Source organism: Candidatus Nitrosopumilus sp. bin_32a (genome assembly GCF_054095935.1).
In genome coordinates, this window is sequence record NZ_JBSWSN010000006.1 from 84900 (window position 1) to 101818 (window position 16919).

Consider the following 16919-nt stretch of genomic DNA (forward strand, 5'->3'; position numbering starts at 1 on the left):
GCTCATATACTCATATATCCATTAAAATAAAGTTGCCATCTAATTCTAATAAATTCAAAAAATTTGATTATATTGAACTTGATAAATTGTATGTCGGTTTAAGTAATGTTCGAGTTGAAAATGCTACTGATGAAGAAGAATTATCCATTCTTGCAGAACATATTGGAAAACATGGGTTGCTAGAACCCATTGTTGTTTTTGCCGTAAATGATCTTGAGGATGAACATCCATTATATGAAAGTAGAAAAAGTTACAAAAACCAATATGAAATTTTAGCTGGTCAACGAAGATGGACTGCATTTAAAAAATTAAATAAAGAAAATCCCGGTGAAGGTTGGGATAAAATCCCTTGTCATGTGAGAGAAGCTCCAGATGATGAAGTTGATGCAAAAGCAATTTCACTTGGAGAAGGATTAACTCAACTTCCCTATACTATGACGGATATTATAGATGCATGTGATACACTTTTTAAAAAATACAATGATCCAAAGATTGTTGCAAAAATGACAGGGATTTCAGATATTTTAGTAAACAGATATGTCAAATTTGCAAGGTTACCAAAATTTATTCAGGAAAATTTAGGTTCAATTCATAAAACTCCTAAAACAGCTGTGAATTTAGCTGTAGAAGCTGCAGATGCATTAGCATGGTCCAAAGATAGTGAAATTCCTGAACAAAAAGTATATGATCTTGCAATGAAATTGGGAGAAAAGAAAAAGAACTCTCAGGAAGAATATAAAAAATTAAAACAAGCAGCTGAAGAAAACCCTAAAGAATCATTAGCAAAGATAGAGGAAGAATCTCTAAAAATTATGTCTCCTAAAAAATTCTCTATAGTTCTTGATGCAAAAACTGCTATTCGTTTAGAATCTGCAGCTGAAAGAAGTGGACATGATCCAGGCGAAGAGGCATCAGATATTATTCAAGAAGGATTAGATCGTAGAGAAGGACATTCTTCAGAAGAATAATTTCTAAAATGGTTGAAAAACTTTTAGATGATTTGGATACTTACTCCGATCTTTTGTTAAGTATAGGAACGCATGATCCCAATAGACCGTTTACGCCTATTGAAGTTTCAGATCATCTTTTGAGACTCAAAAAAGAAACAGGCGATTCATTGCAACAATTATCAAAAAGGGTAGGGCTAGGAAAAAAACTTAAAAAATCAACAATAAAAAAACCAACCGATACTACTCAAATCAAATTATTTGAAAAACTACAAAATTTGTCTAGAAGAAATGTGTACATGCTTGGATGGGGAATATCGAAAGATGGAAAAATTGCAATGACTATTGGGTGCGATATTGCAAAACTGTCTAATCCTGATGAACAGGATATTTTTTTAAATACAATTCTTGAAAGTTTAGAGACGGACAAACCAATTCGCAAAGACGATGTAAAGGATATTTTAAATCGAAAACGTAATTCTCCTGAAACACCTATTGGAGATATTATTGAACATGTTATGAAAATTAAACCTGTAATGGAACTATTTTGGAAAATTGGAATTACTCCTGAAGATACTTTCCTTGAAAAATTCAAGAAAAAAATATCTGATGAGAAAATTCAACCTTCCGATTTATTGAGAAAATTGTTGGAAAAAAAGATAAAAAAAGATATGATAAAGTATGTTTCCATCACAAAAAATGATTTGGTTTGGATAACATTAGATGAAAATAATTTCAAGGAATTGGAAAACGAATGGAAATCAAAAAAAATACCTGTCACTGCATTCTTTAATCAAATTTTAATGGATGAAATTCAAAATGACTGATTTACGTACATTGGCAAAGATTCATTGTGATCCGATGAGTATGAGAACAGAAAATGGGATACCTGAAGATCAAGCAATTTTACTTGGTAATTCCATAGTTTGTGATGGGTATGTTTCTGGAAAAACCACTGCTGTTTTTACACATTTTCATGACGATCACACTTGGAATTTTATGAGTGCTTTGAGAAATTGTCATAACATATTGCTGACGGAACCTACCTACAGGGCACTTAAAGCACTACAAAAATTTCCAGAACGGCCAGCCATTCAGAAATTATCGTACAATTTACCATTTACAACCACTACTGGAGAAATAATAGAATTAATCAATGCAAATCATGTTTCAGGTTCTTCTCAAGTATTAGTTACAATGGAAAATACAGGTGAAAAAATTCTCTACTCTGGAGATTTCTCATTTCCTGAAATTCCTACTCCGAAAGCAGATGTTCTTGTATTGGATGGTACTCATGGAGTTCCTCTTTATGATTTTAACACGGATAAGGAATCTATAATGAGAAGAATTTTCGATACGGTTTGTGAACAAATTGAGAATAACCGTCCCGTAGAAATTCTAGCTAATCGAGGCACAATGCAAGATATTATGGCTCAATTGGAAAAAACAGAAAATGGAGAATTTATTGCAGAAGATATTCCATTTTTGGCAGAACAAAATGATGTTGATTTAACTAATGCAATAAAGTACACTTATGATGAAAAGATTAGAGAAATTGAAGTTTCAACAAATAGCAGACTAAATGAATTATATCATGATGAAAAAAAGCCATACATACGATTTGCAAGGCCAGGTCAAGGTTCAATGCAACAAGAACGTGCCCAAATAATACAAGCAGATGTTAATCCAAACTATAAAACAAATGGTCCGTTTTGGAGCGACAAAAATGGAAAAATTTATGCTTGTTTAGCTGCACATGCAGATTATGGCAATATTTTAAAATATGTAAAAATGATCGATCCAAAATTGGTCATTGTGGATGGAACGAGAGCTAATTCTGAAGATTCAAAATCACTTGCAAATGCAATAAGTAAAGAATTTGGAATTGCTTGTTATATGGAAAATTGTAAACCATGACAAGAGAAACACAGCTAAAAAATTTTTTGACTTATGTAGTAGAAGATTCTCTTGAAAAACTCAATGAAATTAATTTAAAACAACCATTCAAGCAGAAATCTGAAAAATGTTATGAATTTAAAAATGATGATAATAAATTTTTTAAAGAGTCCATAGTAAAAAAAAATAACTTTGAAGAATTTTTCTCACGGCCCGAAATTAAACAAGAAATAGAAAAAATCAACGATTTTAATGATGCTGTAGACATTGTATCGGGATATCCTAACACGAAGATATTTTCAAAAAGAGGACTATCTGCCGAAATCCTAGTTCATTCTTTTATAGAAAATTATGTTAAGAATGCAGATGATTTTAAATTTGTAGATTCTATTTTTAAAAAAACTATCAAAAGCTTCATAAATTTTTTAGATTCCGAAATTCTTCAAGTTCCTTATTTCACTCCATTATTTCGATTATCCTTTGGTTCTAAGAATATAGAAAAAGAATTAGGTGAAATCAAACTTGTAAAAATAAATGGTGATCGATTTAAAATTGTCAAAGAAAGCCTGGTCGGAGATAATCGAGGAGTTTCTGGCGAACTTAGAAAATTAAGCTACGTGTTAGAAGTTAGCGTTGATTTTAAAAACAATACCAAGGAGGAAGACGAAATTGCTAATCAGAAATTTGATAAATTCCTTAAAGCTGCATATCTTTTTGATAAAGGGGATTTAAAAATTGGTCCTATTTACAAAAACTATTCCCCTTGGATGAATAATGCCTCAAAAATTTTGAATATCCAAGATGTCGTGTTAGGTCCTAATACGCTTAAATTAACATCCACCTCATTTAACAAATTAAAAGTGTTCTATCGTGAATTTTGTAATGTTGATTTAGAGAAAAAAGATTGGTCATTTATTCAAGTAGCAATAGATAGATTTTCTTCAAACATAATTAGAAATGACTCAATTGATAAAATTGTAGATCTCAATGTTGCATTGGAGTGTTTGTTTAGTTCTGCAGGTGAAACATCCTTGAAAATTTCCAACCGTTGTGCAATGATGGTGGGCCTTGATGAAAATGATCAAGAGTTATGCTGGAATTTTATAAAAAATACTTACAAATTACGAAATGATATACTGCATGGAAGGAAGGAAAACAATTTTGACATTACAAATGATGTACTGGAATTGGAAAGAATAATTCGTATAGCCATAAGAAAATTTCTTAATCTCTCTAAAAATATTTCTAAAAAGGAATTAAAATCTGAAGGTAAAATAAAAAAGGATGATACTCTTCGTGATTATGTTTTAAATGAATTAGATTTGGGTTTGATTAATAGAACCCGATTGGAACCTTTTTCAATACAAACAAGTGGGCCTTTTAACTAATTTAACCATTCATTAGTCATTAAATTCATTTGAATGATCTTTGACAAATTCTTTTGCATTTCCTTGATTTTTTATTTGATCAATCATTTCTGATGCCCATCTTTTTGAAATTCTACGTCCTTTCTCATATTCCCATCGTCTAAGAAATCTTGCAGCATCTAGGTCTTTTGAAAATTTTACAATAAAATTATATTGTCGCCCTGTTCTGTCTGTAAATCTATTAAATTCATACTTGCTTTTCTTAACTGGCCAATCTTCAAGAATTGCATTAAGTTCATTATTTTTTTTAGATGAGGCACTAATTGGTTTACTGTAGTCATCTTTTGTTGCAAAAAATTCACTTCTTAATTCAAGAGTTTCTTTGAACTTTTGGGCAATCTTTTTTGCAAATATGATTACCTCATTTGTATTATCTTCTTCTTGATCCCATTCAAAATAGTCTGTTGCATAAACTGCAATTTCAGATGCCAAAATTGGGTCGGCAATTAATTTGTCATCAATCACCAATTCTCTCAATTCAGTTGGAACTCTTGAAAGATTCCTGAAACCATTTCTAACAATAAAAATATCTAATTCTGTTTCTTGACAAAGTTTCCTTAAAGATCCAATCTGAGCATATGCTTCAATCATATCTTCCATTAATCCTATATTGTGTTGAGAAATACTTGTACGTTTTTTATAATTTTTAATTAGTAATTGACATTCATTTTCTATATTGTAATCATTTTTAATATTATTTTTTGTATCGTGTATTCCTTTAAAAAATTTAATGTTGCCTTCATTTTCTTTAGTTGATTCAATCACATTACCATAATCTACTTGTTTTTTTATTTTCTTAACTTCCTTTTTCTCATTTACCTTGTTATTTTTATCACCAATTGTTACTGTTACACATTTACAATTACATCTAGAACCTTGTCCCCCACAATGATTATTTTTTTCACATTGAGTACACGTATTAAATTTTAGTTGCTTTTTAATTTCATTTGCTGCTTTTAACCAATCTGTAGGATTTTCAGAGTTTAAGTTTTTTTCTGTTTGATCTATTAATACATTTTCTTCTTCTATATTTTCTAAATTGTCTGATTTATCTCTTAATTTTTCTTTGTAAATTTTATTTCGTGGTTTTTGTCTAATTCTATAATTACAACAATCACAAAACCATCCTACGGAATCTATTGCTGCGGGAGATCCGTCTTTCATATGTGCTCCTCTATGATCTATCCAAACATCGCATGTTTGACACCGTCCTTGACCTGCACCATATCGACTACCTCCTGGAGGTTTTTTTACAATGAATTTTTTACAAATCTCTTTGCATGTTCTATTTTCCTTTTCCATTCCTTGCTCATATACTTCAAACCCAAATATCTCTTCTTTTAATTATAATTTTACAGTGCCATGCTGACTCACCGAAGTTACATTTGAATGCCATTTCTTATGATATTCGTCCTTTACAGTATGAATTGGAATCAAATATTTGGCATTAGTGTTTTCTACAACATACTTGATTTGCTCCCCATCTCCGTGCCCCGAAACATGAATTTGATGCCAATCTTGCTCTCTTTTGAGCACACCAAAGTGCACAAACCAGTTTTTGACCTGGTCTTCTTTGATTTCCATCTCTGTGTTAAATGGCTCTGTCAATGAGCGAATGTATGTAGAGCCTTCAGTAGGCTTTACATCAATTAAATCCTGTAATCTAAAGTCAGAACAATAAAAGATGTATTGATTTTGCTTTTTCTGAATGTCTCTATAGTCTATAGCATTAGGATAATCTAAGAATTCTCTTTGCCATAATCCATAATCAGACAACAATTGTTTTTTTGAAAATATGTCAATGTCTTTATCAATTAATCCCCACGAGCCTCTCTGAATGTATATTTTGATATTTTGATCAGTGGGTCCAGGATATTTTCCTTTCAGGTTTGGAGATTCATTAAATAATTTTAAAAGATATGCTTGTTTCATATCAATTACCAAATCACGATTAGTGTTTTTTGCTGCAATGTAAAATGATAACAGTCTATCTAAATCTCTAATTGGATAACCAACAATTGCCAAACCTTTGGTATTATTTACAATATCGGAAATCTTTCCTTCAACATCATACTCTGTAATTGATGGCGGTGCATCAACTCTAGTTCCCTCACATAGTAAAACATCCAAATCAGATTCGGCACATCTCTGAACAAACCTTTCAGTATCATCTTTGCGTCTTCCATGGAATCGCAAATCTGCAGTATTTCCAATTGTACCATCAGGAGTATTGAGAATGAATGCATGAACTCCAGGAATTGAATGGTCTACGGGTAATGGTTCTACTCCAATTGAATCGATGTTGAATTTTTTTCCTGATTCAAATACTTCAATTCTTCTTGGAACTGCAACTTTGTCCCCTGATGCTCTGGAAATTTGTCCCTTGTTATTTTCATAAATTTGAAATCTTTGTTTTGCAGTATGGTATTGGTCTGAACCTGTCTCATCAAAGTTTTGCATGATCAGTTTTGATTCTTCAGAACAGTAAATTGGAATATCCTCTCGAAGATATGGAATGTATGCACAATGGTCAACATGAGCATGAGTTAGAAGTACTGCATCAATTTCAGTATCCTCATCTCCTCCAAAACCCATATGCTTTGCATAGTCACGTCTGTAAAGTCCCTTAATTTTGGGCAAAATTCCTAATTCAAAGAGGTCATTGAGACTGTTTGATGTACGAGGTCCTAGAAATTGTGAGAAAAATTGCCCTTCTTGAGAAAAAGACATGCCAAAATCCATGAAAATCTTTGTTCCCTTGCTTTCCACGAGGAATTTGTTTCCCCCAATGTCATTTACTCCACCGTGAAAAGTAATGTTTGTCATATTTTCATGCCCTTGATTGTGTATAAAAGAACAATTATTGCTCCAAAATTATTTTCATTAACGTTACAATGTATGAAGAATTCCGAGTAACATTTGTGTAATTTGATGGTTTTAGGAATTGGTCTTTTGGTAATGTTCTTGCTAATCTCCATACCGATACAAACTCTTCATGTTTTACAGTTCTTTTTTCTCCTGATGATTCTGGAGTAATGGCAATAGCTTGAATTGAGTTCCTTGCTTCAAATTTTTTATTTTGATCAATTGTTTCAAAATCATGCCTTTCTAGTAGCAGTTTGGATAATTGACTCCAAAATTCCTCAAATTTAATTTCATCAAAATTAGTCATGATTTTAACTCTTGTTTGATTTTATTGAAATTATCTAGCACATTACAAATTGGTTTAAGTTCCTCATAATTATTTTCTGTATATTTATTTTTTATTTGCCAATCTTCATACAATTCATTTTTGTTATTTTGTGATTCAATGTAGAAACTAAATCCTATTTTTCCCGTTTTTATCATTTTTACATCTTTATATTTTTCAACATATTTTTCTAACTCTTTCGCTGTAAACACAACATAGTGTTCTGCAATGCCTCTAGTTGTTTGATCTTTTTCTAAAGTTTTAGGATAATAACTTGTAAAAATAAAAAAATCAACCTTCTTTGAATTTATTTTCTCCTTTTCAAATCGATGCCCGCTTACCCAATAATTTCCATTTTTTTCAAGATAGATTTGGGATGATTTTACTTGGATTGTAGTTGTTTTTTTATTTTTTTTGTTAAACACTATCAAATCTACATATTCTAATTGTGTATTAATTGGAAAAAAAACTTCATAATTTGATCCTAACGTATCTTTTTGTTTTAACCAGTTAGCAACTAATGCTTCATCTACATTTAATGACCAAAAATTCTTGACCATTTTTTTCATAATTCATCTTTCTCCATACTGGCAAATAAAGATGATATTCTTAATTTTATTTTTTTAATACTATTAATTCCTAGTCTAATAAAATTATCATCAATTCCAAACTTTTCAAAGACTCTTCTCAGAAAATAACTTCTAGCAAAAGAAACTGATGCATAGACAAAAGTAATCGCCAAGTTAGCAACTAGTGGGTCTTCTTGAATCCATCCCATGGATAATGGTAAAACTACTATTCCAAGCCCATATCCTATAGGATAACCGCCAAATGAATTGACAAATGCTTCGGACAAACTCTTTCTATGAGAATCTGTGGGGGTGATTTTCGACATTAGAATTTCTCCTTTTGTTTAGATTTCATCTGACGATATTCTTTCTCTAATTTTTGGAATTTGTCATAAAATGGCTTGTAGTTTTTTTCAAATTCTTTTCTCATTTTTTCCTCTTGGTAAATGAAATTATACAAATTTTCACAACAAACAAAAAATTTCTCTTCAATATAGGCGGGATTTGTTTTGTATGCTTCCCATAAGGGGAGGAATTGTTGTTTATAGCATTCCAATAATTCGTTTGTTTCTTTCCATTTGTTTTGATATCCTTCCATTTTTTTGTATAGTGTTTCTTTTGCAATGTTTCTTTTTCTTGAAATAGATTCTATGTTGTTTTTAATCATTTTTTTCCTCAAATCTTTCTTTCAACTTTTCTAATACCTCGCCTTCAATACCATCTATTTCATGTGTATCAAGATAGATTTGATAATTTTTAAAATTCTCAATAATCTCCTCATCAGAGTCTTCAGTGCGTTTCCAGAAAAGTAATGTAACACGATCATGCCATTCAGGATACCATCCTCTTTCCTCAAGCCAACTGTAAATCCCTCGATGTATTCCATAGATGTACATCTCTTTTACTTTCATTCCGCTGTGATTTGGAATTATGCGTGTGGCTTCAGATACCAGCATTTCACCATATTCTAAATCATGATTAAATGGTGGAATATCTTTGTAAATACAAGCGTCTTCGGTATTAGTATAGACACCTCCAATCTTACCATCAACATCATCCCAGTCTAAATAAGTAATTTCTGTAACTAATTCTCTTAGACCTTTCATGATTTCTTCTCTACTCCATTGTTCCATCATTTCATCTCCTCCATTACATCATCAGAAAATGAATTCATTTCAGAATTATTTTGATTTTCTTTGCATGGTTTACACATGTCTTGAATTATTCCAGGTAAATAATACAAAATTACCAATCCGACACTAATTAATGGATTTACAAAACCTAGTGCAATAGTAAATATCCAAAATACAACTTTTTGAATTGTATTCATTGGTCATACACCTCATCAAGATTGAATCCTTTGTCATAATCAAAAGAATCTATTTTGTCTGATTCATTATGTTTTGCCTCGCCCCACTTGTGATGACATGAATTACATTCCCATTGAGGATCACGTTCAGTAATTAGACAGCCTCCTAGAACTATCTCTTTTCTCTCTAGTTCATCCTCAATTGATTCCATATCTGCAGGATATCCCCAGAGAATTTCTGCAATCCATGTTTTCTTACACTTGGGACAATTCAATTTCTTTTTCCCCAAATTTTATCTAGATTTTCCTTGTTTTTCTTCTCTCTAGCCTCAGATTCTTTGTTTGATTTTTCGATATCTTCTGATAATTCCCTAGTCATTGTATCCATAGATTTTCCAAAATCTTGTACGGTTTTATTGAAAAGATCAATTCCTTTGTTGATATTGTCCATGTTAATTTTTTCAAGAATAGTAACAATCAATTCCTTTTTGGTCATCTAATCAATTACCCCTCATTTTTTTAATATTGAAAATTACAACAATACATGTAACAATAATTCCTAAAATTATAAACACTTCATAATGTGATTGAGTAATTTCTGTAATTACTTCCAATTGTATCCCCTCAACCTTGTTAATTCGTCATAGCCTTCTTGGATTAACTGCTCCAAAGTAAATACACGTGCACGATAGCATTTTAGTTCTGTTTCATTTTTTTCAATTGAATGTTTTTGAAATGAAATTGCAATTGATTTTGGAAGAATTCTTGTAATTTTCATTTTGATTCCTCCATTTCATGTTTATCTAACTTTTCTTTTAGATTTGCAAAAGACAATGCAATGCTATCTTGATATGTAGAATTTTTTAATCTAAATAAAATGGTCATGATCTATCTCCATAAATCATTGGCTCATCTCTTTCATCTTCAAACTCTCGAATTATTCTTGGATACATTGCAGGTTTCATTTTAAATTCCCCCTACCATTGAAGGATGAAATCCTGCAACTCCAAGTAACTCACAAGTCTTGAGAAGCATTCTATCAAATGTTACCAAAACAAAGTCTTTTGCTTGACATAGACTCAAGATTTTATTATCTCCGTTATGACAAATTTGAAATTGATTTGTTATTTCATTTGCAGTTGTTTTGTTTTGCTCGTCAATCTCTGAGAGTTCTATTGGTCTGCCAAGAATTTTAGAGATTTTCTCAATGACTATCTTTGGAGATAATCCTCTAACTCTTTGAACTTCTTGTAATACTACATCACATAGTACTATGGAAATTGATTTACCTCTAAGACGGGCTTTGAGTCCAGAGGCAACTTTAGGTTTCTCTAAAATGTCTATTACGACACAAGAGTCTAATGCTATTTTTTGGATTTGTACTTGTTTCATAGAGTATTTTGGGCTCAGAAATTATTATATAGCATGTCAATACTATGCATACTTAGCATACTGTTATGGCTAAAATAGCAAAATTACGTGTACATATTGCCCCTGTAGGGTATGAGATAGATAGAATTGTTCTTTCAGCCAAACAAGAAAGAGCAGATAGGGTTTGGTTGTTACTACATGAAAACAAAAGTGATGACAAGGCAGGGCCATTTGTAACAAAAATTACCACACAACTAGAAAAATTACACATTGAGATCAAAGAAGAGTATCATGATAGACGAGATTTATTCAAAATTATTCGTGCAGTAAAAAATATCATGGACAAAGAAAAGGGCAATGAAATCTATGTGAATCTAGCATCTGGTAGTAAGATTCAGGCAATTGGAACAATGATGGCATGTATGATGTTTAATGATGATGATTCAGTTCATCCGTATTATGTAGAGGCTGCAAACTATCCTGGGTTTGATGCGAAAAAACCACTCTCCACTGGAATTAAGGAAATAGTCAATGTTCCACCATATTCTATAAAGACACCTGATCAAAAACTGGTATCTGCATTGCAAATAATAACTGAACACAATGGAAAACTGACAAAAAAAGAGATGGCTGTATTATCTGAAGAAAAAGAACTAATCACAATTAATGCAAAAGAGAAAAATCATTCAATGGCAAGATATGCAAGTCTGGATAAAAATATTATTCAACCTTTAAAGGAATGGGAATTCATTAGTGTTGAAAAAATTGGAAGGAATCATTGGATCGAAATCACTGAAGAAGGAAAGAATGCTTCAGAATTTTTAATTTAATTGGCATCGACATATGCCTTGACTTTTTTTGCAAAATCTCGCAAATCACTAAAAACATACTTTACATCAAATAACTCACATTGCTTGGTTAAACCATCATCATTTGTTATCACAACAAGATTTTCTTTTTGTGCAAATTTGGCTACTGCTGTATCATCTGACCCCAAATTAGGACAGTTCGTACCTCCAATTTTTTTATATTTTATATCAAATGCATCCAGAAATTTGTCAATTCCTAAAACATTTTCATCTATTAGAAACTCTAGATCAGACAACGGTATTTTCTCATTGAATTATGGATTAAAGTTTTCTAAATTTTATGCATAGAAGTTAAGTTATACTAATAATATAATTAATAATATTAAGTATAGTTAAACCGCTAAATACCATGGTAGCATACTATTGTGTCATGTCTGAAAGCAATAAAACCAAAAATGCAGCATACGTAGTCCAATCATATTTTGATCATAATGATGAACTAGTTGCTGCAAACAAATTTCTGGTTTGTGATGGACAACCAGAAACAATAGAGAATCTAAGCTGTGAGGAAGTAAAACATTTGCTTCTAAGACATGGCATGTGGCCTCAATACACAAAGAGAATAAAGAATTTAGAAAAAGTAGAATCTGAGTTTTGGAAACTCTATGAGCAAGAAGTAGACCTTGTAAAAAAAGTCAGAACATTAGAAAATATTGCAAATATGCAATCCCTAGTTTCAAACTGTTATGGCACTGCAAAAGAATTTCTTGTTCCGACTCCAAAAGGAGAATTAAATAACTGACATACTACTCTCCAGGAGTAGAGTATTTGTGTCCAAGATGTAACTCAAATTCTGTACGTTTTATTTTTGATAATAATGATAATGAGAAATATGAAATTAAAGAATTGATTTGTAAAAAACAAATTATCTTATCTGAAGACATTAATGATTATTACAAAAATAAAAATGCACCAAAGTGGCTGTGTTACAATTGTTATAATTGTGGAATAGTATTTCCGTAATGTTTGGTTGCTACTAGTTTCGATAAGACAAAAAGTGGAAAAAGAAATTGTTGTGATCAAAAGAAATACTAGAAATCACTCGACAGCTTGTAAGATGTTATATGCAATGTAAAAAATAATTATTCATGGACGACAACATAAAAGAGCTAATTGAGAAAGCAAAAGAAATTGGACATGATACAGTTCCTATTTCAAAACGGGTTGAAGCTAAGAATAAAATCCTCGAGATTTTAAATTCTGAGCCTGAAAAACAATTCAAAACTATAACTTTGAATATTTTTCTACAAGATGCTGACATTGAAATATCAAATATTTCTACGATATTGTCTGAACTTGTACAGCAAGGCAAGTGCGAAAAAATTCAAAATGGATTGTATCGTGCAAATTTCCAACTCTTACCCGAAAAAACAATTCTAGAAAAAATCAAACTAAATTTACAGAAACTATTCTGATATCTTTAGCTTAGATTTTATTTTTTTATATTTTATAATCACAAAATGATTTCAAATTGCAAGCGTTACACTTGTTTACACTATTGTGATGTTTAGGCTCGTTTATCCCCAATGATATGGTTGCAAATTTCTGCAATGACGTATGTAGATAGTGAAGTGAAAATGCATCTTGTACCTCTGAGAATACCTTGTATGGCTCTCTAGTTTTCCTATTACAAATTCTAATTTGCCATTTTTTTTCAGTATGAGGCATTTCAAAAAAATCCTCAGGATTCCTGCTTCTTTTAGCAGAAAAACTGGAATTCAAATACGCTAAAACCTGTAATAGTTGGCTTGGATAAGGCTGGGTTTTAGAATCATAAATCTGAGGTCTTCCTGCAAATTTGTCATCTTGAACTATTAGAGTCTCATCAATTCGTAGGATTTTGTCTATTCTGCCTGACAATGAAACAAGAACATTCTCTGATGGAAACTCAAATGGAACATTTAGTGTAGAGTAGATGTTTTCACGTGCAAACTCGATATCTTCTTGTTTGTCTTCTATTTGTTCAATTGATACTGGTTCTAGTTCTACGTGTTCTGCTTCATACTTTTCTTCTGCATGGTGAGCCTTTGTCCCTTGGATTAGTGCTTGTGAGGGTTTTGGTCTTACTCCTTTGATGGACAAAGGAATTTTGTATTCACAGTATCCTAAAGAATCTGCAAAATCAGTAACAGATGCAGTAAGCAATGTGATATCATCATCTTTGTTAATTTTGATCAAATCGTATTCATTAATAATGAATGTGAGAAAATAAACTTGTATGAAATTTTGTCTTAATTGCAATTCAAAGTTATTTCAAACATCTAATGGGTTAAAGTGTAAAAAATGTGATGATTACAATTCTGATGAAAAAATTACATCAAAAATTATCTTTTCTGATAACGAATCATTCCCATATGTAAGAAATGAGTATTATGTTCAAAAGGAAATTCGAAATAGACTTCATCTTGGCTTGATGACTGGAATAAACCCTCAAAATGAATTGGAAATTATTGTTCTGTTTAGAAATGCACATGTTCTAAAATTGAATCAAACAAACATCTACTTGGATAGATATGATGAAGAAACTGGGATTTATCGTTATGTAGGGAAAGGACTGATAGGTGATCAAACTCTCACTGGAGACAATGAATTGCTAAAAAATTCTTTAGAGCATAATTATGTGGTTTATCTTTTTTGGCAACATAATGCTAATAGTGACCACCAATATGTTGGCGAGGTAACTGTTGAGGATGTTATTTTAGAGAAACAACCTGACAAAAATGGAAAAATTAGAAATGTATATGTATTTTTGTTAAAACCTGAAAATTAAGGAATTCGATGTGTACTATTGGCAATTTGATCTAATTTTGTACTGATTCCTTGCATTGTTTGATTTAGTAGTCTTACTTCAGATAGAAGAATATTCAGAGTTTCATTTACTTTATCTATGTGAGGAATTTCTTCTGTTCCCATACTGTTGTTTGATTTTCAACCATAAAAAAAGTCCTATTCATTAATTCTTGTTAAAAAGAGACAATGCTTCTTTCTGATCATGAGTTAAAATCATAGAATTATTTGTGTTATGAGGATAGAGTTCTGCTTGTTCCCAATTTTTCTTAGAAACACTGGTGGCGATTCCTATTTTGACTCCTCTACTCTTTAAAATCTCAATTAATTTCTCATGTTCAAACAGAAAAACTGATTCAATTATCCAAGGACGTGAAGAACCTTTTGATGATGCAGCAGGAGAAAAAGGTCCAGTTAGTACAAGATAATAATCCGGAGGAGATGTAGTGGTGTTTACATCAAGGAAACCTTCACGTTTTCCATAAAATTTGACATTAACTTGTTTGTTTGATAAATTTCCTGTTCTAAAGTAACCGTCACTTCCTTTGTTTGTTGCAGAATCACTTAGTTCAATATCAAAAATTTGAGATGCAATGTATTCTCCTACATGCCCTTTTTCCACAGGTCTTCCAATTATTTTAGAAATTTCTGTATCAATGATGTTCTTTTTTGAAATTAAATTTGCTAAATCTTTGATAGTCATACTATGTGATAAAATTAATGTTATTTTAGAAGTGTCTTGGCCTGTGACCAAAGAGGGCGTTTTTCCGAACTAAAAATAATTTTATCTAAATTTTATTTTCTAATTAACCCTTTGAATTTATCTTTTGGTGTTACTTTGAATTGTTTGCATGTAGTGCATAGATTACAGCTTGAGATGATTGATTTTCCTTTAACAATGTGGTTATGATGTGCTTTGGTATGTCCACATGACCCACATTTCATAACAATCATTTCTTCTGCAGCTTTTTCGATTTCCCCTTTTACCATTCCCTAATTAGCCAAAATATGATATTTAACTAATTCGTAACGAAGTTCTGTAAAATGATCCATATTCCCTTGATAACTAAATGTGAAATTTCCAATATTTATTAAAAACAATGCATGATGGTGGGCAGAAGGATAAATTGATGATGATTCTTTCATTCAAGGAATACAATACTTAGATTTTGAGTAAGAGTCAAAACTGTTTTTATTAAATAAATAATAATGAATAGAAAATAGGATTATGATGGATGAAAATCAGTTAAAAGAATATTATTCAAAACTGTCATCAGAATTTCAATTATCTCATGGAAAAAAAGATACAGTCACAAATTGGTCTTTAACAATAGTACTAGCTTCCTTAGCAGCATATTTTGGATTAAGTATAGAATTTCAATATCCAGCAATTATGAGACTAGCATTATCAATAGGAACTTTCATGATTGTAACACAGTTTTTTGTTACATCGTTACTTGCATATGGATATCTTTCAAAATGGGGATTAATACGAGGACAAATTGAAAAATATTGGATTGGCGGAAATCCAACATTAAAAACAATAATTAAATTAATTGAAACATATGATCACAAAAATAATCTCAGTGTAAATAAAACTCGTATGTTACGTGCATCTTTAATATCAGGATTTGCAGTAATATTGGGAATTCCAATTGGTTTAATCACATATGAAATTTCAAAAATTGATGCAAATAATGTTACAGAATTTCATCTAACAGCATTCATCATTTTAACAATCTTTATTGGATACAGTATTTTATCCGTTGTGAAATATCAAAAATTTAACTATATTAATCCAGACACCATATTGAAATAAATTCTAGAATTAAATTTAATAGTCGATGTTCATCATAGATGTTGAATTTTTAAATCCTGAAATTTGAATTAAACACAAAATAATTTACTTTCATGCGTAGCCAACTTTCATTAGACCATCATGTTGGTGTTATGACTAGAAATCATATCTGTTATCTTTTCTTCCCATTTTTTTTGTTCAATGATATTGGTTCCATGTTCTGTTTCAACTTCATAGCACTTTTTTTGAAATGATATTCTTTCTTCATTTATTGGATAATAGAAACGCATAGCATAGACCATAGCCGCGTCATCAGCACGTTCTTTTAAAGACAAATCGCCTGATGGGATGGGGAGAGTTTGCTCTAAAAATATTTGAGATTTTTTATTAAAATCCATTACAAAATATTGATTTAAATCAAAATGACCACGTTCATGTCTTAATCCTTGAGAATTTTTACCACGTTCTTGAACCCATGAATGAGTTTTCAGCATAATGTTAAAGACTTTGATGGATTGAAATCTGAATTCGTTATTGTCTTCATCTATTGATATTTTCCAATATGGCTCCATGTAGCAGAATATGTTGGCAGTTTCTTCAGTTTCTTCTTCTGGAGGATCTTTTTTGAAAATATCCCACTCTAATGGCTCCATTGGATTCCATGATTTTTTGTTCTCTTTAGATTCTGATTTCCAATTACATATGTCATGCCACATATTCCTAAGCTGTGAATCATCTGGACTATTTTGGATCATT

General features: G+C 31.1%; 27 protein-coding genes. 9 read left to right on the top strand and 18 right to left on the bottom strand.

Translation table 11 applies throughout. From position 1 onward, the window contains the following. Positions 1–32 precede the first annotated feature (32 nt). Genes ACW9XH_RS07970 through ACW9XH_RS07985 form a run of 4 tightly spaced genes read left to right on the top strand, consistent with a single transcriptional unit; the run spans position 33 to position 4231 of the window. Positions 33–968 (top strand): ParB/RepB/Spo0J family partition protein, encoded by a 936-nt coding sequence (locus ACW9XH_RS07970; protein WP_457760126.1) that lies wholly within the window; start codon positions 33–35, stop codon positions 966–968. Positions 969–976: 8 nt separating this feature from the next. Further along, positions 977–1774 carry a hypothetical protein gene (locus ACW9XH_RS07975; RefSeq protein WP_457760127.1) on the top strand — a complete coding sequence of 266 codons (798 nt, stop codon included), beginning with the start codon at positions 977–979 and terminating at the stop codon, positions 1772–1774. Further along, positions 1767–2864 (top strand): hypothetical protein, encoded by a 1098-nt coding sequence (locus ACW9XH_RS07980; protein WP_457760128.1) that lies wholly within the window; start codon positions 1767–1769, stop codon positions 2862–2864. The genes ACW9XH_RS07975 and ACW9XH_RS07980 overlap by 8 nt, the downstream gene beginning before the upstream one ends. After that, positions 2861–4231, top strand: a complete 1371-nt coding sequence (locus ACW9XH_RS07985; protein WP_457760129.1) for a hypothetical protein — start codon at positions 2861–2863, stop codon at positions 4229–4231. Before ACW9XH_RS07980 ends, ACW9XH_RS07985 begins: the two co-directional genes overlap by 4 nt. Positions 4232–4243: 12 nt before the next feature. Here ACW9XH_RS07985 and ACW9XH_RS07990 read toward each other — a convergent pair whose 3' ends face one another. The 12 genes from ACW9XH_RS07990 to ACW9XH_RS08045 all read right to left on the bottom strand — a co-directional run bounded on the left by ACW9XH_RS07990 (position 4244) and on the right by ACW9XH_RS08045 (position 10730). Beyond that, complete coding sequence (locus tag ACW9XH_RS07990; RefSeq protein WP_457760130.1) at positions 4244–5572, bottom strand: hypothetical protein; 1329 nt, start codon at positions 5570–5572, stop codon at positions 4244–4246. A gap of 42 nt (positions 5573–5614) precedes the next feature. Continuing rightward, on the bottom strand, positions 5615–7096 hold the full coding sequence (locus tag ACW9XH_RS07995) for an MBL fold metallo-hydrolase (protein ID WP_457760131.1): 1482 nt from the start codon (positions 7094–7096) through the stop codon (positions 5615–5617). Between the two features lie 34 nt (positions 7097–7130). Next, positions 7131–7442, bottom strand: coding sequence for a hypothetical protein (locus ACW9XH_RS08000; protein ID WP_457760132.1), 312 nt, complete (start codon positions 7440–7442; stop codon positions 7131–7133). Beyond that, on the bottom strand, positions 7439–8029 hold the full coding sequence (locus tag ACW9XH_RS08005; RefSeq protein WP_457760133.1) for a hypothetical protein: 591 nt from the start codon (positions 8027–8029) through the stop codon (positions 7439–7441). Before ACW9XH_RS08005 ends, ACW9XH_RS08000 begins: the two co-directional genes overlap by 4 nt. Continuing rightward, positions 8026–8355 (bottom strand): DUF7220 family protein, encoded by a 330-nt coding sequence (locus tag ACW9XH_RS08010; RefSeq protein WP_457760134.1) that lies wholly within the window; start codon positions 8353–8355, stop codon positions 8026–8028. The genes ACW9XH_RS08005 and ACW9XH_RS08010 overlap by 4 nt, the downstream gene beginning before the upstream one ends. Further along, positions 8355–8696 (bottom strand): hypothetical protein, encoded by a 342-nt coding sequence (locus ACW9XH_RS08015; RefSeq protein ID WP_457760135.1) that lies wholly within the window; start codon positions 8694–8696, stop codon positions 8355–8357. The genes ACW9XH_RS08010 and ACW9XH_RS08015 overlap by 1 nt, the downstream gene beginning before the upstream one ends. Next, a complete protein-coding gene (locus tag ACW9XH_RS08020) occupies positions 8689–9165 on the bottom strand; it encodes a hypothetical protein (protein ID WP_457760136.1) in 477 nt (158 codons plus the stop codon). The genes ACW9XH_RS08015 and ACW9XH_RS08020 overlap by 8 nt, the downstream gene beginning before the upstream one ends. After that, complete coding sequence (locus tag ACW9XH_RS08025; RefSeq protein ID WP_457760137.1) at positions 9162–9359, bottom strand: hypothetical protein; 198 nt, start codon at positions 9357–9359, stop codon at positions 9162–9164. Before ACW9XH_RS08025 ends, ACW9XH_RS08020 begins: the two co-directional genes overlap by 4 nt. After that, positions 9356–9613, bottom strand: a complete 258-nt coding sequence (locus ACW9XH_RS08030; RefSeq protein ID WP_457760138.1) for a hypothetical protein — start codon at positions 9611–9613, stop codon at positions 9356–9358. Before ACW9XH_RS08030 ends, ACW9XH_RS08025 begins: the two co-directional genes overlap by 4 nt. Beyond that, on the bottom strand, positions 9610–9834 hold the full coding sequence (locus ACW9XH_RS08035; RefSeq protein ID WP_457760139.1) for a hypothetical protein: 225 nt from the start codon (positions 9832–9834) through the stop codon (positions 9610–9612). The genes ACW9XH_RS08030 and ACW9XH_RS08035 overlap by 4 nt, the downstream gene beginning before the upstream one ends. A 108-nt stretch (positions 9835–9942) precedes the next feature. Continuing rightward, on the bottom strand, positions 9943–10116 hold the full coding sequence (locus tag ACW9XH_RS08040; RefSeq protein WP_457760140.1) for a hypothetical protein: 174 nt from the start codon (positions 10114–10116) through the stop codon (positions 9943–9945). Positions 10117–10304: 188 nt separating this feature from the next. Beyond that, complete coding sequence (locus ACW9XH_RS08045) at positions 10305–10730, bottom strand: PIN domain-containing protein (protein WP_457760141.1); 426 nt, start codon at positions 10728–10730, stop codon at positions 10305–10307. 65 nt (positions 10731–10795) lie between these two features. On the opposite strand from ACW9XH_RS08045, the gene ACW9XH_RS08050 reads away from it, so the two are divergent. Continuing rightward, positions 10796–11539, top strand: coding sequence for an HFX_2341 family transcriptional regulator domain-containing protein (locus tag ACW9XH_RS08050; protein ID WP_457760142.1), 744 nt, complete (start codon positions 10796–10798; stop codon positions 11537–11539). Here ACW9XH_RS08050 and ACW9XH_RS08055 read toward each other — a convergent pair. Continuing rightward, positions 11536–11814: a hypothetical protein gene (locus tag ACW9XH_RS08055; protein WP_457760143.1), complete on the bottom strand. Its 279-nt coding sequence runs from the start codon at positions 11812–11814 to the stop codon at positions 11536–11538. The two genes, ACW9XH_RS08050 and ACW9XH_RS08055, sit on opposite strands and share 4 nt — an antisense overlap. Before the next feature lie 134 nt (positions 11815–11948). Between ACW9XH_RS08055 and ACW9XH_RS08060 the strand changes: the two genes are divergently transcribed. Beyond that, positions 11949–12320 (top strand): hypothetical protein, encoded by a 372-nt coding sequence (locus ACW9XH_RS08060; RefSeq protein ID WP_457760144.1) that lies wholly within the window; start codon positions 11949–11951, stop codon positions 12318–12320. 346 nt (positions 12321–12666) lie between these two features. Further along, a complete protein-coding gene (locus ACW9XH_RS08065; RefSeq protein WP_457760145.1) occupies positions 12667–12993 on the top strand; it encodes a hypothetical protein in 327 nt (108 codons plus the stop codon). A 25-nt stretch (positions 12994–13018) separates the two neighbouring features. Here the strand turns inward: ACW9XH_RS08065 and ACW9XH_RS08070 are convergent, their stop codons facing one another. Then, a complete protein-coding gene (locus ACW9XH_RS08070) occupies positions 13019–13756 on the bottom strand; it encodes a PD-(D/E)XK nuclease family protein (protein WP_457760146.1) in 738 nt (245 codons plus the stop codon). A 40-nt stretch (positions 13757–13796) separates the two neighbouring features. Here ACW9XH_RS08070 and ACW9XH_RS08075 point away from each other — a divergent pair, with 40 nt between their 5' ends. Then, on the top strand, positions 13797–14348 hold the full coding sequence (locus ACW9XH_RS08075; protein ID WP_457760147.1) for a hypothetical protein: 552 nt from the start codon (positions 13797–13799) through the stop codon (positions 14346–14348). On the opposite strand, the gene ACW9XH_RS08080 is transcribed toward ACW9XH_RS08075, so the two are convergent. The 3 genes from ACW9XH_RS08080 to ACW9XH_RS08090 are packed head-to-tail and all read right to left on the bottom strand — an operon-like array spanning position 14345 to position 15355. Next, a complete protein-coding gene (locus tag ACW9XH_RS08080; protein ID WP_457760148.1) occupies positions 14345–14491 on the bottom strand; it encodes a hypothetical protein in 147 nt (48 codons plus the stop codon). The two genes, ACW9XH_RS08075 and ACW9XH_RS08080, sit on opposite strands and share 4 nt — an antisense overlap. Before the next feature lie 40 nt (positions 14492–14531). After that, positions 14532–15119 carry a hypothetical protein gene (locus tag ACW9XH_RS08085; RefSeq protein WP_457760149.1) on the bottom strand — a complete coding sequence of 196 codons (588 nt, stop codon included), beginning with the start codon at positions 15117–15119 and terminating at the stop codon, positions 14532–14534. A gap of 41 nt (positions 15120–15160) precedes the next feature. Next, positions 15161–15355 carry a hypothetical protein gene (locus tag ACW9XH_RS08090; protein WP_457760150.1) on the bottom strand — a complete coding sequence of 65 codons (195 nt, stop codon included), beginning with the start codon at positions 15353–15355 and terminating at the stop codon, positions 15161–15163. A gap of 238 nt (positions 15356–15593) precedes the next feature. Here ACW9XH_RS08090 and ACW9XH_RS08095 point away from each other — a divergent pair, with 238 nt between their 5' ends. Then, positions 15594–16184, top strand: coding sequence for a hypothetical protein (locus ACW9XH_RS08095; protein ID WP_457760151.1), 591 nt, complete (start codon positions 15594–15596; stop codon positions 16182–16184). Positions 16185–16294: 110 nt separating this feature from the next. On the opposite strand, the gene ACW9XH_RS08100 is transcribed toward ACW9XH_RS08095, so the two are convergent. Continuing rightward, a complete protein-coding gene (locus ACW9XH_RS08100; protein ID WP_457760152.1) occupies positions 16295–16918 on the bottom strand; it encodes a hypothetical protein in 624 nt (207 codons plus the stop codon). Position 16919 lies beyond the last annotated feature (1 nt).

Excerpts from the sequence above, each read along its gene's own strand:
- ACW9XH_RS08005 (WP_457760133.1), bottom strand. The coding sequence starts at position 8,029 with ATGAAAAAAATGGTCAAGAATTTTTGGTCATTAAATGTAGATGAAGCA.
- ACW9XH_RS07985 (WP_457760129.1), top strand. The coding sequence starts at position 2,861 with ATGACAAGAGAAACACAGCTAAAAAATTTTTTGACTTATGTAGTAGAA.
- ACW9XH_RS08050 (WP_457760142.1), top strand. The coding sequence starts at position 10,796 with ATGGCTAAAATAGCAAAATTACGTGTACATATTGCCCCTGTAGGGTAT.
- ACW9XH_RS08025 (WP_457760137.1), bottom strand. The coding sequence starts at position 9,359 with ATGAATACAATTCAAAAAGTTGTATTTTGGATATTTACTATTGCACTA.
- ACW9XH_RS08015 (WP_457760135.1), bottom strand. The coding sequence starts at position 8,696 with ATGATTAAAAACAACATAGAATCTATTTCAAGAAAAAGAAACATTGCA.
- ACW9XH_RS08075 (WP_457760147.1), top strand. The coding sequence starts at position 13,797 with ATGAAATTTTGTCTTAATTGCAATTCAAAGTTATTTCAAACATCTAAT.
- ACW9XH_RS07990 (WP_457760130.1), bottom strand. The coding sequence starts at position 5,572 with ATGGAAAAGGAAAATAGAACATGCAAAGAGATTTGTAAAAAATTCATT.
- ACW9XH_RS08040 (WP_457760140.1), bottom strand. The coding sequence starts at position 10,116 with ATGAAAATTACAAGAATTCTTCCAAAATCAATTGCAATTTCATTTCAA.
- ACW9XH_RS08080 (WP_457760148.1), bottom strand. The coding sequence starts at position 14,491 with ATGGGAACAGAAGAAATTCCTCACATAGATAAAGTAAATGAAACTCTG.
- ACW9XH_RS08045 (WP_457760141.1), bottom strand. The coding sequence starts at position 10,730 with ATGAAACAAGTACAAATCCAAAAAATAGCATTAGACTCTTGTGTCGTA.
- ACW9XH_RS08010 (WP_457760134.1), bottom strand. The coding sequence starts at position 8,355 with ATGTCGAAAATCACCCCCACAGATTCTCATAGAAAGAGTTTGTCCGAA.
- ACW9XH_RS07980 (WP_457760128.1), top strand. The coding sequence starts at position 1,767 with ATGACTGATTTACGTACATTGGCAAAGATTCATTGTGATCCGATGAGT.
- ACW9XH_RS07975 (WP_457760127.1), top strand. The coding sequence starts at position 977 with ATGGTTGAAAAACTTTTAGATGATTTGGATACTTACTCCGATCTTTTG.
- ACW9XH_RS08020 (WP_457760136.1), bottom strand. The coding sequence starts at position 9,165 with ATGATGGAACAATGGAGTAGAGAAGAAATCATGAAAGGTCTAAGAGAA.
- ACW9XH_RS08090 (WP_457760150.1), bottom strand. The coding sequence starts at position 15,355 with ATGGTAAAAGGGGAAATCGAAAAAGCTGCAGAAGAAATGATTGTTATG.
- ACW9XH_RS08000 (WP_457760132.1), bottom strand. The coding sequence starts at position 7,442 with ATGACTAATTTTGATGAAATTAAATTTGAGGAATTTTGGAGTCAATTA.
- ACW9XH_RS08095 (WP_457760151.1), top strand. The coding sequence starts at position 15,594 with ATGATGGATGAAAATCAGTTAAAAGAATATTATTCAAAACTGTCATCA.
- ACW9XH_RS08035 (WP_457760139.1), bottom strand. The coding sequence starts at position 9,834 with ATGACCAAAAAGGAATTGATTGTTACTATTCTTGAAAAAATTAACATG.
- ACW9XH_RS08065 (WP_457760145.1), top strand. The coding sequence starts at position 12,667 with ATGGACGACAACATAAAAGAGCTAATTGAGAAAGCAAAAGAAATTGGA.
- ACW9XH_RS08100 (WP_457760152.1), bottom strand. The coding sequence starts at position 16,918 with ATGATCCAAAATAGTCCAGATGATTCACAGCTTAGGAATATGTGGCAT.
- ACW9XH_RS07995 (WP_457760131.1), bottom strand. The coding sequence starts at position 7,096 with ATGACAAACATTACTTTTCACGGTGGAGTAAATGACATTGGGGGAAAC.
- ACW9XH_RS08060 (WP_457760144.1), top strand. The coding sequence starts at position 11,949 with ATGTCTGAAAGCAATAAAACCAAAAATGCAGCATACGTAGTCCAATCA.